Raw genomic sequence first — 15,980 nt, 5'->3', positions numbered from 1 at the left:
CGACCTGCGGATCCGTAGCACTACTCAATCCGCGGTCACGTCCTGGTCGCGGCCAGCACCCGGTCCATGGTCGTCATGATCGAGACGGTTTCGTCCAGCGGCATGAGCGGGCTCCCGGTCTCCCCGGCGGCCAGCCGCAGCGCCACCTCGTCGGCCTGGAACCGCAGGCCACGCCCCTCATCGACGTATTCGAAGCGACGCCGTTCGCCCTCGCGCGGGATGAAGGTGAAGGAGGCGGGTGCGTAGAAGGGCCCGTCGATCTCGATGCGCCCTTCGGTGCCGACGATCGACGCGGTGGTCGGCGAAACGGCGCTCAAGGTGCAGGTGAGGACGGCCTGCGCCCCACTCGCGTAGCCGAGCAGCATCGACATCTGCGCGTCGACCCCGGTGAAGGCGGCCGTGGCCATGGCGGCAACGCGCTCGGGCGCCCCGAGCACCATCGACGCGAAGGAGACGGGATAGATCCCCAGGTCGAGCAGCGCACCCCCACCGAGTTCCGGCGCGAAGAGCCGAAAGGCCGGATCTTCGGCAAACCACTGCCCATGATCGGCGGCGACGGTGACAACGGTGCCGAGGTCCGGCAGCAGCTCACGGACGTGCCGGACGTGCGGCAGGAAGCGCGTCCACATGGCTTCCATGAGGAAGAGGTCGCGGCCGCGCGCGAGGTCGACGAGGTCCCTCGCCTCGTTCGCGTTCATCGTGAACGGCTTTTCGACGAGCACGGGTTTCCCGGCTTCGAGCGCGAGCCGCGCGTTGCCGTGGTGCATCGGATGCGGAGTGGCGACGTAGACGACGTCGACATCGGGATCGTTCGCGAGGGCTTCGTAGCTGCTGTGGCGGGTTTCGACGCGGTGATCATCGGCGAACCGCCCGGCGCTTTCGGCGGTCCGTGAACCGACCGCGGCGACAACGCCGGAGTCGGTGAGTTCGAGGTCCTCGGCGAAGGCGGCGGCGATGCCGCCGGTGCCCATGATTCCCCAGCGAAGCGGCGCGTTCGTCATACGCCGAGCCTAGGCGTAACGACGCCGATCGGATGGGCGACTTCCAGCGGTATCGCCGACCGCCGCAGTGAGGGGATCCGCCGGGATGAGCGCCGAAGTTCTCGGAGTGCACGGCGTCGGCAACTGGCGGTCGGTGCTTCCCGCCGACCGCGCCGCGGCTCTCCAACGCGACTGGTCGGCAGCGTTGGGCGTCAAGTCTCTCGAGGTGGCGTACTACGCCCACCACCTGTCCCTGGACCACCACGGTGACGACGATCTCGAACTGTTGGACAAGGCGTTCGCCGGAGCTCCCGCGGAGCTGCTGGCGTGCTGGATGCAGGCGATCGCCCTCGCCGGCGAACCGGACCACGGCCGCGCTCTGGCCCCGATCCGGCAACTGGCGGCGTGGTGGGTCCAGCGGTACGGCGTCGACCGGGACGTCGCCGACCGGTTTCTGGCCGCGTTTCTCGGCGAAGTGGTGTGTTACTTCGACCCCCTCAACCCGGCGAGGCGGCAGGCAGTGCGCACCGAAGTGGCAACGGCGATCAGCCTCCACCGGCCGCGGGTCGTCATCGCCCATTCCCTGGGTTCGGTGGTGACCTACGAGACGCTGTGGAGCTACCCGGCGCTGCAGGTGGAGCTCCTGGTGACGATCGGCTCACCACTCGGCTTCCCCGATCGCATCCACCCGTTGCTGCAGCCGGCCCCCGTCGACGGCAAGGGCGGCCGGCCCCCGGGCGTCGGACGCTGGGTGAACGTCGCCGACCCGGCCGATATGGTCGCCATCCCGCCTCGGCTGAAAGACCATTTCACCGACGTCGAAGACTTCTCCGCACCGGCGGGGGTGGGATTCACACACGCGGCGAGGCGGTACCTGGCGACGTCCGAGGTCCGATCCATCGTCGGCAAGCACCTGCGCACGCGGTGAGCGCGGCCGTCAGTCGGCGCATTCGAAGCAGATCAGTTCACCGGTCGTCAGCACCAGGATCCGTTTCCCGCCGTCGTGCAGAAGGATGCGCCGGACCGGCGAGCCGACGAACGACGACTCCAGGAGCAGGCGACCCGCGAGGCTCCAGAACCGCACGACGCCGTCGTGACCGCCGCTGACCACCACGGCCGTACCCCAGCAATAGACGCACCGCAACGCGGTGAGCCCTTCGTGCTGCCCCAGGTTCTCCGGTTCGGAGTCGTACTGGCTCACGGTGACCAGCTGGTTGCCACGTCCGACGACCGTGACGAGCTGGGAACCCACCACGATCCGATCTTCCAGCCCGGACCGCTCGTTCGACCACGACACGAAGCCGAGCCGGGAAAGCGGAACCGGGTCGTAGTTGGTGCCCACGAAGTGCCCGTGGTGGCCGGCGCGCGCCACCACGAAACTCTGGCCGGCCACGACTACGTGCTTGAGCTCGCCGACCGCTGGGTCGATGCGCACCAGCAGCCGTTCTCCGCCGGGAGACATCCAGGAGACGTGACCGTCCGAATAGGCCAGGAAGATCCGGTCGGCCGGATCGACCTCGACGGCGGTGACCGACGCCTTGACCACGTCATGATCGCCGTTGGCCGCATGGGCGGGCCCGGCCGGCCGATCGCGCAACGAGTCTTCGAAGAAATGGTAGGCGATGCCGTCCGCATCCAGGGCCACACCGCGCAGGTCATCACTCAGCGAGATCGAGGTGATGGCGGACTTCGACGGCGCGCATCGAATGACCACCTGGCTTTCACGCCACCCGATGATCCGGCCGTCGACCGTGCCTACCGCGCCACATTGAGCCGACGGGGAAAACGCAATTGCCGACAGTTCGACGTCGGCCACTTTGACGGGCGCCCACTCTCCGGCGTTCGTCGAGGCCATCACCGCAACTTCGCCGTCCAGTGTTCCGACGACCAGGAAGCGGCCATCCTCCGACACGTCGAAACACGAGATCGAGGCATCCGGCTCAACTGGCACGAAGGCGCTTCTCGACATGTCGTAAACCAGTAGACCCTTCGGGCTGCGCGACACCCCAACCACCAAATCGCCGTAAGCCCCGATCCGAACCTCGCCGTGCCCGACGGTGAGGTCGCAGAGCGTCTCGATATCACCACGGCCGGAGACGCCGAATATCGAATCATCACCCACGCACAAGTAGCGACCTGACGGCTGGCGGAACACCCTGGAAACCATCTTCCTCGTCAAGACGAAAGTTCCCCCCGGACTCCGGCGAACCGCCAGCCCGCCCGGGGAAGCTACCGCGATCTCGCCGATCAATGTGGGCCTCGACAGACTGGTTCCCGTCACTCGAGGCTCCAGGTCGACCAAGGTGGGCACGAGTTCGTTCGACCATTCCCATTCGTACAGACCCTTCGCACCGATCCCGGCGATACGATGCCCGCCCTCGGAGATCGCCACCGCCGCCAGGTCGGTCATCAGTACCCCGGACACCGTCGACGGTTCCCGGACCGCACCGATGATCCACTTGGGCCGCCACCGCAGCCCGGCGAGCTTCGCCGCGCGCAACGCCAAGGCCGGCAAGCCGGCGCGGGCCGCGGCCATGGCCAGCTCGGCCGGACCGCCGATGGCACCGAACGGGCTCACGCCGGTGAACCGCTCGTTGAGGACGAGCCCCGGGTCCGACAGCAGTTCCGCGACCGCGGCACCGTCCCCGGCGTGCTCGAGCAGGTGCCGGAACAGGTACGGCTCGGCCGCGTCCCAGTCGCGGGCAGCCGGCGGACCGAGAGACGAAAGCAAGGCGTCGAGTGCGCGTTCTCCGAACGGCGCGGCCGTCCCGAGCGTGTCCGCGAGACCCTGGTGGAACAGGCGGTAGAGGTTGCTGTGGTCGACGTCGACGGACTGCCGGATGTAGAAGCTACCGGTGTGCAACGCCGTCCGGATCTCCGCCGCTCCCGGCGCACCGGCCGCGCCGCCGAACACCGGAGCCAGCCGCCGCAGGATGGAAACGGGCACCCCGGCGCCCCTGGCGTGCGCGAGCACGGTCAGGACCGGGCGCAGCCACGGGTTGTCGCGGTGGAGCTCGAGGTCGAGTTCGAGCACCCCGGCCAGGTCGCGTGGCACCCGGCGGCCGATGGCGGCCGCAGCCGTCGTGTCGTCGGTCTGATCCCTGGTGACGAAGTAGCGGGTGTAGAGCCCGGCCACCAGGAACGGACCCGACTGGCCCGGCACCGCGAGCGCGGCCGAGACCGCGCCCGCGAACTCGGCGGAAACGCTGTGCTTGCCCCGGTAGTTCGGGGTCGCGCGCAGCAACCCCTGCACGTAGTCGAAGAGGTCGTTCTCCAGCACCTGCTGTTTCACCTGGTCGAGGTCGACCGTGGTGGCACGCGCGAAGAGCGGCGCGAAATCGGCGTAGTTGCGAACACCGACCAGCAGCCGGACCGGTTCCCCCGGTTCCACCAGCGGCAGCAGCAACTCGTTCATGATCCGGGCCGGGTCGTTCGCCTCGTCCAGTGCGTCGATGACCAGGACCGCGGCGCGGGACCGCAGCGTTGTGACGAGTTCGGCGATCGGCAGGTTTTCCGGCAGGCCCAACTGGCGGATGACCGACGCCGCGATCCCGTCGACGCCACGCTGCCGTGCGTGTACCGCCACCAGCCCGGAGATCGTCACCGGCGCCTGGGCGACCTGGTTCCAGATGTGCTGCGTCGCCGATCGGAGCTTCGTGCTCGCCGCGCACACCAGGATGCCCAGCAGAGCCGACTTGCCGGAGCCGGGGCTCCCCGTGACGACGCACAACGGCGACGGATCGGCGTGCCCGCTGAGCCACGGCGAGATCCGGCGCAGCTCACGGGCCCGGCCGGAGAAACAGCCGATCGACGCGCCCATCTCCAGCAAGCCACCGAGCCCGCTGGCCCGCTCGACGAAGTGCCGGGCATCGAGACCTTCCTTGAGGTCGTCCAGGAACGGCAGTACGCCTTCGTCCACCGAAGCGCGCATCTGCACCCGCCGGTCGGGCAGGTAGGCCGGATTGGGGAAGAACGGCGGTTCGGCTGCGGAGCTGAGGTCGACCAGGCTGGCGGTCACCGTCTGCGGAATCGCGTTCGCCGCCAGGGAAAGCCGGTTGACCTCCTGCCTGATCGCGCGGGCCACCGTGCGCAGGGGCACGTGCTCCACGCTGGGTCCGATGTCGAGTTCCCCGGTCCGCAAGGCCCGCAGCACGTTGACCACCGCCTGGCTGAAGCGCCCGCCGTAGGCCCGCTCGTGCACACCGCAGGCGGCGATGACCCAGCTCCGCTGCGCGGACTCGAGCCTGCCTTGCCATGGCAGGCGGGCGACGATCCCGGCGTCGCAGAGGTCGAGCAGGAACAGGGTGGTCGGCCCATCGACGTTCTCGCACATCGTCAGCCAGTGCGCGATGCTGCTGTCCGCGTGGGTCACCCCGTCGCTCCCGAGCGCGAAGACCGTGGCATCGCCGTCGGTCCCGCGGCCGTGGGTGCTCAGGTGGATGACGGTCAGGTCCCCGGCGGCACCGTCCGCGAGTACCTGCTTGACGAGCGCGCCTATTCGTTCGCTGGTCAAGTGGCTCGAGTCCGGTAGGGCCTGGGGAACGTAGCCCAGCTGCTTCAGCTCGTCGGCCAAGGTCAGCGCCAAGTCGGGGGCGTAGGCGAGCCGTGGGTGGTCGTCGAAGTCGGCGACGCCGATGGCCAGCACCCGGAGCTGGTTCAATCGTGCTCCTTCCTGCCGCGGGTCATCCATCGGTCGCCGCCACGACGGCATTCCGGAACGCGATCAGCTCACCACCGGCCGCGACGAGAAGGGGGTCCGCCCCCCGGGTGGTGAAGATCCGCTGGACGGACCGGCCGACCGGCACCGAATCCAGGAGGGCCGCCCGCTCCACGTCCCAGATCCGCACCACGCCGTCGCTGCCCCCGCTGAACACCACCGCGCGACCAGCCAGCCGGGCACAGTGCACAGCGGAGAGGCCTTGGTGGAACCCGACGACTGTGTCCTCCCACCCGGGTTCGGACACCACCACCCGGTTGCCCTTCCGCACAACCGTGACGATGCGGTCGCCAAGCTGCGCCTCGCACGGAGCGGTCTGGTGCCGCAGCTGATCGAGCACCCATTCCCGTGCCAGGACACGGCTCAGTCCGGAGTTCTGGCGCCAGAGGAAGTCGCCTCCGCCGGTCCGGACCAGCAGGACCTGCTCCTGTTCCAGCTCGGTTAGGACGAGCTCCGTCGTCACCGCTCCCACCGGAATGCCCGCGACCATGGCACCTGTCCGCGGATCGATGTGGAGAACCTGGTCCTCCGTGGCGACGAAGATGCCGTCCCGTCCGTTGCCCGCCACTGCGAGGAGCGGCGACCGCTGGTCCGTCATCGGCTGCGGCGCCGGCGTGTGCGGTATCTCCAGTGTGCCCGTGCGCTCTGCGGCTATGTAGTGCAGGATCCCATTCGCATCGAGTGCCACACACCGACCTTCGGCGCTGACGCTGATGTCCACGATTTCCGCGGCCGCCGGTTTCGCCACGACCAACTCTTGCCTGGTGTCGGCCGAGATCACGACAACGCGGCCGTTCTCCAGTCCCACTGCGAGCACATAGGACAGAAGCACGTAGGACAGAAGGCCGACAGCGACTGCGGTCACCCGTTGATCGAACTTGTGCTCGTAGTTCCACGTCGCGAAGCGCCGCCGATCAACTAGGCCGACCCACCCATCGGCCGCACCGGCCGCAACGAGGTCACCGTCGGCGCTGACCCCGAAGCAGCTCACTCGCCCGGGAACGGGATAGAGGTTCTTCCAGACCTGCCCATGTTCGAAGAACACCAGCTGGCCCTCCGGGTCCACGGCGACGGCGGTCGGATCTCCCCGTCTCGCGCCCAGTGCCCAGGAGGTGCTGTGGTGCCGGGTGTCTTGGAGGTTCGTCGCGGTGCCGTCTTCCGCGATCGCCCGCACCATTCCGTCGGCGGTCACGCAGAGATAGCCGGAGGGATTTGCCCTGGCGAGCGCGAGCACGTCCGACGTGAATGGCGCAACCATGTTGAGCGGGCCGCCCCCGACCACCACGACTTCGTTGTCCCTCGCCATCGCGAAGGAGCCGTCGGCGGCAACGGTCGTGACGAGGTGTCCGGCGAGGGGTTCCGTTCCCAGGTAGACGGGCTTCTGGTTGGCCGGCCACTCCCATTCGCGCAGCCCGTCCTGGCCGACCAGCGTCACGCGTTTGCCGGGATACGACAACGTTGCGGCCCCTTTGCGAACGCGTCGGCCGGGCGTGGTCTCGGACCCCATCGACCAGCACGGCCACCAGCCGAGCCCGGCGATCTCGGCCGCACGCGCCGCCAGCGCCGGCATGCCCCGCCGCGTCGCGGCGAGGGCGAGCTCGGCCGCACTTGTCACGGCGCCGAATCCGTGCTCACCGGCGAACTCCGGGTGCAGGACCAGCCCGGGGTCGGCGATCAGCTCGTCGGCCAGCCCGAGATCGGCGGCATGGTCAGCGACGTGCCGGAGCAGATAGGGCTCAGCAGCATTCCAGTCTCGCCGGTCGGCCGGTCCGAGCGACGAAAGCATCGCCTCGAAGGCCGTGACGGTGAACGAGCCCTCGGCGACCAACGCGTCAGCCAGTCCCTGGTGGAACAGCCGGTAGAGGTTGCTGTGGTCGGTGTCGAGTGACTGCCGCAGGTAGAAGCTGGCCAGCCGCAGCGCGACGCGAACCTGGGCGACGCTCGGCTGGACAGGTGACTCCGCGAACGCCGGAGCGACCCGGCGCAGGAGCGAGATCGGCATCCCGGCACCCCGTGCGTGCGCCAGCGCGGTGAGGACCGGCCGCAACCAGGGCTCGTCCTGGTGCAGTGCCAGGTCGAGGTCCAACACGCCCGCCGGATCACGGGGCACCTGGTGCCCCAGCCGCGCTGCTTCGGCCGCGTCGTGGACGGCCTCGCCAGTCACGAACTGACGCGTGTACAACCCGGCGACGAGGAATGGACCCGTCTGGCCCGGTTGAGCCAGGGTGGCGGATACGGCCGAAGCGAACTCGCCGGACACACCGCCACTGGCCCGGTAGTGCGGCGTGGCCCGGAGGAGGTTGATCACGTAGTTGAACAGATCGTTCTCGAGCACGTGCCGTTCGACTCGGTCGAGATCGATCATGGTGGCTTGCTCGAACAACGGGCGGAAATCCTCGTAGTCCCGCACCCCGACCAGCAGTCGCACCGGGTTGCCCGGCTGCACGAGAGGCAGGAGCAGCTCGTTCATGATCCGCACCGGGTCATCGGCCTCGTCGAGGGCGTCGATCACGAGCACCGCCGAGCGGTCGCGCAGCACGTCGACCAGTTCGCCGACCGGCAGGCTCTCCGGAACGCCGAGCTGGCGGGCGATCGAGCCGGCCACGCCGTCGAGACCACGCTGGCGGGCGTGCACGGCGGCCAGCCCGTCGATCGTCACAGGCGCTTGGGCGACCCGGCTCCAGATGTGCTGGGTCACGGCGCGCAGCTGGCTGCTGGCCGCGCAGGTCAGGACACCGAGGAGCGCGGACTTGCCCGCCCCGGGGCTGCCGGTCACGACATAGAGGGCCTGTCCGTCACGGTGATCGGTCAGCCACAGGGATATCCGGCGGAGTTCTTCATCACGACCGGAGAAACAAGCGATGGTCGCGCCGGTCTCCCGCATTCCGCCCAGGCCGGTCGCCCGCTCGACGAAGTGCCGTGCGTCGAGGCCTTCGTCGAGGTCGTCGAAGAAGGGAACGACACCCGGATCCACTTCCGCGCGGAAACTCCGGCGTGGGCTCGGCTCGTATTCCGGGTTGCGGAAGAACCGCGGCTCGTAATCGGAACTGAGATCGACGAGGCTGGCGGTCACCTGCTGCGGGATCGCGCCCGCCGAGACGGCCAGCCGGTTGACCTCCTGCCGGATCGCCCGTGCGATGGTCGTCAGCGGCACATACTCGGTGCCGGGGTCGATGTCCAGTTCCCCGCTGCGCAGACCGCGCAGCACGTTGATGACCGCCTGGGTGAACCGGCCGCCGAAGGCCAGTTCCTGGGGGCCGCACGCCGCGATGACCCATCCCCGCGGCGCGTCGGTGAGCCGGGTCTGCCACGGCAACCGGGCGGCGGTACCGGCCGCGCACAGATCGAGCAGGAACAGGGTGGTCGGCCCGGGCACGCTTTGCCGCATGGTCAGCCAGTGCGTGATACTGGCTTCGCTGTGCCGAGCGCCATCACTGCCGATGGCGAACACCGTTGCTTCGCCCGCGACGCTCTCTCCATGCGAAACGATGTGCACGATCGACAGATCGTCGTCGTCCCCGTCGGCCAGCGCACGCGTGACCATGGCCCCCAGGTCGTCGCCATCGACCCGCGCTCGTGCCTGTCGAGCGCTCGTCACGTAGCCGAGTTCGGCCAACTCCTGCCCGAGCTGTTCCGAAAGGTCGGGCGCGTAGTCGAGCGGATGGTGGTGGTCGAATGATCCAACACCAACCGAGAGCGCACGCCGCTGGACCACTCCCTGCCCCCTCACCGATGAAGACGGGGTGGATATCGCCATCCACGGCCGACTTGCTACAGGGTCGGGCGGTGATCTCAAGGCGGTATCGGTGATGGAGCTGACCCAGATCGACGTGATCGACACCACAGGCGACAATGGAGACGTGACCGCCACCCTCAGCAAGCCCGCCCTGAAGATCGGCCCCTACCAGGTCGATCCCCCGGTCGTGCTCGCCCCCATGGCCGGGATCACCAACGTCGCCTTCCGGCAGCTGTGCCAGGAGTACGGCGCCGGTATCTACGTCTGCGAAATGATCACCGCGCGCGCCGTCGTCGAACGGCACCCCGGGACCATGCACATGATGACCTTCGGGGCGAACGAAAAGCCCCGGTCCATGCAGCTCTACGGCGTCGACCCCAAGACCATGGCCGAAGCCGTCCGGATCATCGTCGGCGAGGGGCTGGCCGACCACGTCGACTCCAACTTCGGCTGTCCCGTCGCGAAGGTGACGCGCAAGGGCGGCGGGGCGGCGCTGCCGTTCAAGCGCAAGCTGTTCGAAGCCATCGTGCGCGAGTCCGTCAAGGCCGCCGGGGACACGCCGTTCACCGTGAAGTTCCGCATCGGCATCGACGACGACCACCACACCTACCTCGACGCCGGCCGCATCGCCGAAGCCGAGGGGGCCGCCGCCGTCAGCCTGCACGCCCGGACCGCCGCCCAGCGCTACTCGGGGCAGGCCGACTGGACCAGGATCGCCGCCCTGAAAGAGGCCGTGACCAGCATTCCGGTGCTCGGCAACGGTGACATCTTCTCCGCCGAAGACGCCCTGCGCATGGTCGGCGAAACCGGCTGCGACGGTGTCGTCGTCGGCCGCGGCTGCCTCGGCCGGCCCTGGCTGTTCGGCGAGCTCGAAGCGGCTTTCGCCGGACGCCCGCTGCCGACCCCGCCCAACCTCGGCGAAGTCGCCGCGGTGTTGCGCCGTCACACCGAGCTCCTCATCGAGCACGACGGCCACGACAAGGCCATGCGTGACATCCGCAAGCACATGGCCTGGTACCTGATGGGTTTCCCGGTCGGCTCCGAGCTCCGCCGCGGCTTCGCGATGCTGTCGTCGATGGACCAGCTCGACGACCTGATCGCCCAGCTCGACCACGACGCCCCCTTCCCCGAAGCCGCCACCGGCCCCCGCGGACGTCAGGGCTCGCCGGGCAAGGTCACGCTGCCCCACGGCTGGCTGGACGACCCGGACGACGACTGCGTCCCCGAAGCGGAAGACATGCACTCCGGCGGCTGAGGACGTGCCCGGCATGCGGCCGTGACATCTGTCAGCCCGAAGTCGTGGCGGACGGCATCCTCGCGCAACCGAGCGCCGCGACAAGCTCATCCCATGACGACGAACCAGCCTGGAAACGCCCTCCTCAAGACCCTCGCGATCGACATCGCGGTCCCGATCGGCACCTACTACGCCCTCCACGCGCTCGGCGCGAGCGACTTCACCGCCCTCGCCGCCTCCGGCGTCTTCCCGCTGGCCCGGACCCTCCACCAGTTCGCCAAGGAGCGCACGCTCAACAGCCTCGCCCTCGTCGTCCTGGTCACGAACGTGGTCGGCATGCTGCTCACCTTCGTCACCGGTGACGCCCGGATGATGATCGCCAAGGACTCGCTCGGCAGCGGCATCACCGGCCTGGTCATCCTCGCCTCGGCCTTCACCGCGACCCCGATCATGACCAAGACCATGCGCCCGTTCCTCACCCGCGGCAACGCGGCGAGGGAAGCCGCGTGGGAACGGCTCGGCCGGAACGGGAAGTTCAACGCCGTCCTGCGGCGCTGCAGTGTGATCTGGGGCATCGGCTTCGTACTGGAGAGTTCGGCCCGCATCGCCGGCGCGTTCACGCTGCCCGTCTCGACCATGGTCTGGCTGAGCACCGTCCTCTTCGCCGGCTCCTTCGCGGTGATCATGGTCGTCTCCGGGAAGGTCGCCGAGCAGGCGGGCAAGATGATCGCCGCGGAAGCGGCGGAACGTACCCTCGTGGCCGCTTGACCTGCGACAACGCTGGGTGTACAGGTGTGTACATGTACAGCAAGCGGCAGCAGCTGGTCGGCGATCTCACCGACCTGATCCGCTCCGGGCGCCTCGCCCACGGCGAACGCCTCCCCGGCGAGCACCAGCTCGCCCTGCAGTACCAGGTCAGCCGCGGCACCGTCCGCAGCGCCCTCTCCGAGCTCCAGCAGCTCGAGCTCATCTCCACCCAGGCCGGCGTCGGATCGTTCGTCTCCTTCGACGGCGTCCAGCTCGACCAGCGGATCGGCTGGGCCCGCGCGCTCGCCGACGCCGGCGCGCCGGTCACCACCGAGCTGCTCGGCATCGAGTCCGTCGAAGACGTTGCCCTGGCGGAAGAATTCGGCGAGACGGCCTACGTCGCCGTACGGCGGCTGCGGCGGGAACACGACCGCGGGATCTCCCTGGAGACCGCCACCGTGCCCGCCGTCGGGCCGCTCGCCGACCTCCCCGGCACCGGCCTGCGGGACGGCTCCCTGACGAAGACCCTCGAAGCCGCCGGGCGGATCTCGGTCGGTGGCGACCAGTGGATCAGCACCGAACGCCTCGACGCCTGCGCCGCCGAGCTGCTCGGCCGCAGCATCGGCGAGCTCTTCCTGCGCGCCGAGCGCACCTCGGTCGACGTCGAAGGCCGGCTCGTCGAGCGCGTCGTCAGCCTGCTGGACCCCGACCGGTTCCAGTTCCACCTCACCTTCGGGCACCGGTGAGCACGCGGGACCGGGCGCTCGGCGCGTTCACCGGGCTGGCCGTCGGCGACGCGCTCGGCATGCCGACGCAGTCGATGTCCCGCGCCGCCATCGCCGCCACCTACGGGCCGGTCACCGGCCTGCTCACCGCCGTCGCCGAACAGCCGGTCGCACCGCTCATGCCCGCCGGCTCGGTCACCGACGACACCGAGCAGGCCATCCTGCTGGCCCGGCTGCTCATCGACGGCCGCGGCACCGTGGAGCCGCACGTCTTCGCCGACGCCCTGCTCATCTGGGAGGCGGACATGGTCCGCCGCGGGTCCGCGGACCTGCTCGGGCCGTCCACCAAGCGCGCGCTGTCCCGGCTCCAGGACGGCGTCCCGGCGGACGAAGCCGGCCGCACCGGGACCACCAACGGCGCCGCCATGCGGGTCGCGCCGGTCGGCATCGCCACGCCGTCCGAGGACCTGCACACGCTGGTCGACGCGGTCGTCGCGACCGCGCGGGTCACGCACAACACCAGCCTCGGCATCGCGTCGGCCGCCGCGGTGGCCGCGGTCGTCTCCGCCGGCGTCGACGGCGCGAGCCTGGCCGAAGCGCTCGACGCGGGCGAGCGCGCCGCCGTCGTGGGCGGGGAACGCGGGCACTGGGCGCCCGGCGGGGAGATCGCCGCGCGGATCCGCTGGGCGCGCGACTGGGTGCGCGGCATGGCCCCGGCCGCCGTCGCCGACGCGGTCGCGCGGGTGATCGGCACGTCGGTCGCGTCGCAGGAGTCCGTCGTCGCCGCGTTCGCGCTGGCCGAAGCCATGGGCGACGACCCGCCGGCGGCGCTGCGGCTGGCCGCCGGGCTCGGCGGCGACACCGACACCGTGGCCGCGATCTGCGGGGCGATGCTCGGCGCCGCGCACGGCATCGGCGCCTTCCGCCCCGACGTCGTCGAGACCGTGCTCGCCGTCAACCGGCTCGAATTCGGGCCGCTGGTCGACGAACTGCTGAAGCTGCGCCGCCGATGACCGGGCGGCTGGTGCACACCGGACAGGTCGTCGTCGACCTCGTCATGGCGGTGCCGGCCCTGCCCCCGCCGGGCGGCGACGTCCTGGCGTCGTCGGCGGAACTGTTGCCGGGCGGCGGTTTCAACGTCATGTCCGCCGCCGCGCGGTCCGGCGCGCGCGTGCTCTACGCGGGCTGCCACGGCACCGGCGGCTTCGGCGACCTCGCTCGCCGTGCGCTGGCCGCCGAAGGTGTTGCCGTGGCGCACGATCCACTGTCCGAAGTGGACACCGGAGTCGTCGTCGTGTTGGTCGACGCGACCGGCGAGCGCACTTTCGCGACCGGCACCGGCGCCGAAGGACGGCTGCGGGCCGAACTCCTCGATCGAGTCACCCCAAAGAATGACGACGTCGTGTACGTGAGCGGATACAGTTGGTTGCACGAGATCAATCGCGGGTCCCTCATCGAGTGGCTGCCCCGCCTGCCCGGCTCGAAGATCCTTTTCGATCCCGGCCCCCTCATCACCGACATCAACCCGGGAGACCTTCATGCCTTACTGTCCACAATAGACATCCTGAGCTGCAACGCCCGCGAAGCCGAGGTGCTGGGCGAGCTGCCGCCGGTCGCCGTCGTCCGTGAGGGCGCGAAGGGCTGCCGGGTCCACGAACACGGCCGGATCACCGACGTCCCCGGGTTCCCGGTCGACGCGGTGGACACCACCGGCGCCGGCGACACGCACTGCGGCGTACTGGCCGCGGAGCTGCTGCGCGGCAGTACTCTCCTCGACGCCGCCGTGCGCGCCAACGCGGCGGCCGCGCTTTCGGTGACCCGTCCCGGCCCGGCGACCGCGCCGGTCCGGGAGGAGATCGACCAGCTGGTGGAGGCCATGCGATGACCGGTTCCCGCAGGCTCGAGGTGGAGACCAACGGCCTCGACGTGATCGACGACGCCGAGCGGCGCGGACGGCCGCGGCAGCTGTTCTGGCCGTGGTTCGGCGCGAACGTGTCGGTGCTGGGGCTGAGCTACGGCTCGTTCACCCTCGGCTTCGGCATCTCGTTCGGGCAGGCGCTCGTCGCCGGTGTCGTCGGCATCCTGTTCTCGTTCCTGCTGTGCGGGTTCGTCGCCATCGCCGGCAAACGCGGGTCGGCGCCGACGATGCTGCTCTCGCGGGCGGCGTTCGGCGTGCGCGGCAACCGGCTGCCGTCGGCGATCTCGTGGCTGCTGACGGTGGGCTGGGAGACCGTGCTCGCGGCGCTGGCGACGCTGGCCACGGCGACCGTGTTCGAGCGCCTCGGCTGGGGCGGCGGCACCCCGACGAAGGTGATCGCGCTCGTCGTGGTGGCGGCGCTGACCGTCGCCGCCGGCGTGCTGGGCTTCGACGCGATCATGAAGCTGCAGACGTGGATCACCTGGATCACCGGCGTGCTCACCGTCGTCTACGTGATCCTGGTGGCCGGCGACGTCCACTGGGAGGCGGTGAGCGCGCTGCCGTCCGGTTCGGCCCAGCAGTGGGTGGGCGCGCTGGTGTTCCTGATGACCGGCTTCGGCCTCGGCTGGGTCAACGCGGCGGCGGACTACTCGCGCTACCTGCCGCGGTCGTCGTCGAGCCGTGGCGTGGTCGGCTGGACGACGTTCGGCGCGTCGGTGGCCCCGCTGGTGCTGCTGGTGTTCGGGTTGCTGCTGGCGGGCTCGTCACCGGACCTGAACAAGGCGATCGCGGCGGACCCGATCGGTGCGCTGACCACGCTGCTGCCGCTGTGGTTCCTGGTGCCGTTCGCGATCGTCGCGGTGCTCGGCCTGGTGGGCGGCGCGGTGCTGGACATCTATTCGTCGGGGCTGGCGCTGCTCTCGGCGGGCCTGCGCATCCCGCGCCCGGCGGCGGCGCTCGTCGACGGCGTGATCATGGTCCTCGGCACGATCTACATCGTGTTCTTCGGCGGCGAGTTCCTCGGCCAGTTCCAGGGTTTCCTGGTGACGCTGGGCGTCCCGGTCGCGGCCTGGTGCGGCGTGATGCTCGCGGACGTCCTGCTCCGGCGCCGCGACTACGCCGAGCAGGACCTCTTCGACCCGGCCGGCCGCTACGGCGACGTCCGCGTCGGGCCGATCGCCCTGGTCCTGGTGGCGACCGCGCTCGGCTGGGGCCTGGTGACGAACACGTCCGCGGACTGGCTGAAGTGGCAGGGCTACCTGCTGGAACCGTTCGGCCTCGGCGGCCGGGAAGGGGCGTGGGCCTTCGCGAATCTCGGCGTGCTGCTGGCCTTGACGCTGGGCTTCCTGGTGACGTTGTCGACGCGGCGCCGGATCCGCGCGCAGGAGGGGGCGTGAAGTCGGTCCTGGCGGTCATCGACCTGCAGAACGTGTTCGCCGAACGGGCAAGCCCGTGGTTCACCCCGCGCATCTCCGAAGTGGTCCCGTCGATCGCACGGCTGGTGACGGCGTTCGGCACCAACGTGGTGTTCACCCGGTTCGTCGCGCCGGCCCAGCCGGAAGGGGCGTGGAAGCGGTACTACGCCCAGTGGCCGTTCGCCCTCCAGCCCCCGGACGCGCCGCTGTACCAGGTGATCGACGCGTTCCAGCCGTCGTCCACAGTGGACGCGACCACGTTCGGCAAGTGGACCCCACGCATGGCCACCCGAGTCGGCGGTGCGGGCCTGGTGCTGGCGGGCGTCTCGACGGACTGCTGCGTCCTGTCAACGGCGCTGGCGGCAGCGGACGCCGGCGTCTCGGTGACGGTGGTGTCGGATGCCTGCGCGGGTGTCGACGACGAGAGCCACGCGAAAGCCCTGGACATCCTGCGCCTGTACGGCCCGCTGGTGACGGTGGCCACAACCGAGGAGGTGCTCGGCTAACC

11 protein-coding genes are annotated in these 15,980 nt (G+C 70.0%); 8 read left to right on the top strand and 3 right to left on the bottom strand.

Annotated elements, in window-relative coordinates; all coding sequences use genetic code 11:
- Positions 1–35: 35 nt before the first annotated feature.
- Entirely contained in the window at positions 36–1,001 is a 966-nt protein-coding gene (locus ABZW17_RS23710; protein ID WP_354817961.1) for a Gfo/Idh/MocA family oxidoreductase, read from the bottom strand.
- An 85-nt stretch (positions 1,002–1,086) separates the two neighbouring features.
- Here ABZW17_RS23710 and ABZW17_RS23705 point away from each other — a divergent pair, with 85 nt between their 5' ends.
- Complete coding sequence (locus ABZW17_RS23705) at positions 1,087–1,908, top strand: serine peptidase (RefSeq protein WP_354817958.1); 822 nt, start codon at positions 1,087–1,089, stop codon at positions 1,906–1,908.
- Positions 1,909–1,917: 9 nt separating this feature from the next.
- Here ABZW17_RS23705 and ABZW17_RS23700 read toward each other — a convergent pair whose 3' ends face one another.
- Positions 1,918–5,691: an NACHT and WD repeat domain-containing protein gene (locus ABZW17_RS23700; protein ID WP_354817955.1), complete on the bottom strand. Its 3,774-nt coding sequence runs from the start codon at positions 5,689–5,691 to the stop codon at positions 1,918–1,920.
- Positions 5,663–9,541, bottom strand: a complete 3,879-nt coding sequence (locus tag ABZW17_RS23695; RefSeq protein WP_354817952.1) for an ATP-binding protein — start codon at positions 9,539–9,541, stop codon at positions 5,663–5,665. Before ABZW17_RS23695 ends, ABZW17_RS23700 begins: the two co-directional genes overlap by 29 nt.
- Between ABZW17_RS23695 and dusB the strand changes: the two genes are divergently transcribed.
- The 7 genes from dusB (at position 9,507) to ABZW17_RS23660 (ending at position 15,978) form a co-directional block, all read left to right on the top strand.
- The gene (gene dusB, locus ABZW17_RS23690) at positions 9,507–10,688 is read left to right on the top strand and encodes a tRNA dihydrouridine synthase DusB (RefSeq protein ID WP_354818124.1); all 1,182 of its coding nucleotides are present in this window, start codon (positions 9,507–9,509) and stop codon (positions 10,686–10,688) included. The two genes, ABZW17_RS23695 and dusB, sit on opposite strands and share 35 nt — an antisense overlap.
- Positions 10,689–10,781: 93 nt before the next feature.
- Complete coding sequence (locus ABZW17_RS23685; protein WP_354817949.1) at positions 10,782–11,435, top strand: VC0807 family protein; 654 nt, start codon at positions 10,782–10,784, stop codon at positions 11,433–11,435.
- Positions 11,436–11,467: 32 nt separating this feature from the next.
- Positions 11,468–12,160: a GntR family transcriptional regulator gene (locus tag ABZW17_RS23680; protein ID WP_354817946.1), complete on the top strand. Its 693-nt coding sequence runs from the start codon at positions 11,468–11,470 to the stop codon at positions 12,158–12,160.
- A complete protein-coding gene (locus tag ABZW17_RS23675; RefSeq protein WP_354817943.1) occupies positions 12,157–13,152 on the top strand; it encodes an ADP-ribosylglycohydrolase family protein in 996 nt (331 codons plus the stop codon). The genes ABZW17_RS23680 and ABZW17_RS23675 overlap by 4 nt, the downstream gene beginning before the upstream one ends.
- Positions 13,149–14,024, top strand: a complete 876-nt coding sequence (locus tag ABZW17_RS23670) for a PfkB family carbohydrate kinase (RefSeq protein ID WP_354817940.1) — start codon at positions 13,149–13,151, stop codon at positions 14,022–14,024. Before ABZW17_RS23675 ends, ABZW17_RS23670 begins: the two co-directional genes overlap by 4 nt.
- Complete coding sequence (locus tag ABZW17_RS23665) at positions 14,021–15,454, top strand: cytosine permease (RefSeq protein ID WP_354817937.1); 1,434 nt, start codon at positions 14,021–14,023, stop codon at positions 15,452–15,454. The genes ABZW17_RS23670 and ABZW17_RS23665 overlap by 4 nt, the downstream gene beginning before the upstream one ends.
- Positions 15,451–15,978: a cysteine hydrolase gene (locus ABZW17_RS23660; protein WP_354817934.1), complete on the top strand. Its 528-nt coding sequence runs from the start codon at positions 15,451–15,453 to the stop codon at positions 15,976–15,978. The genes ABZW17_RS23665 and ABZW17_RS23660 overlap by 4 nt, the downstream gene beginning before the upstream one ends.
- Positions 15,979–15,980: the final 2 nt, after the last annotated feature.

This window comes from Amycolatopsis sp. NPDC004625, assembly GCF_040609695.1.
Taxonomy (GTDB): Bacteria; Actinomycetota; Actinomycetes; order Mycobacteriales; family Pseudonocardiaceae; genus Amycolatopsis.
This window is presented reverse-complemented; position numbering and strand designations above follow the sequence as displayed.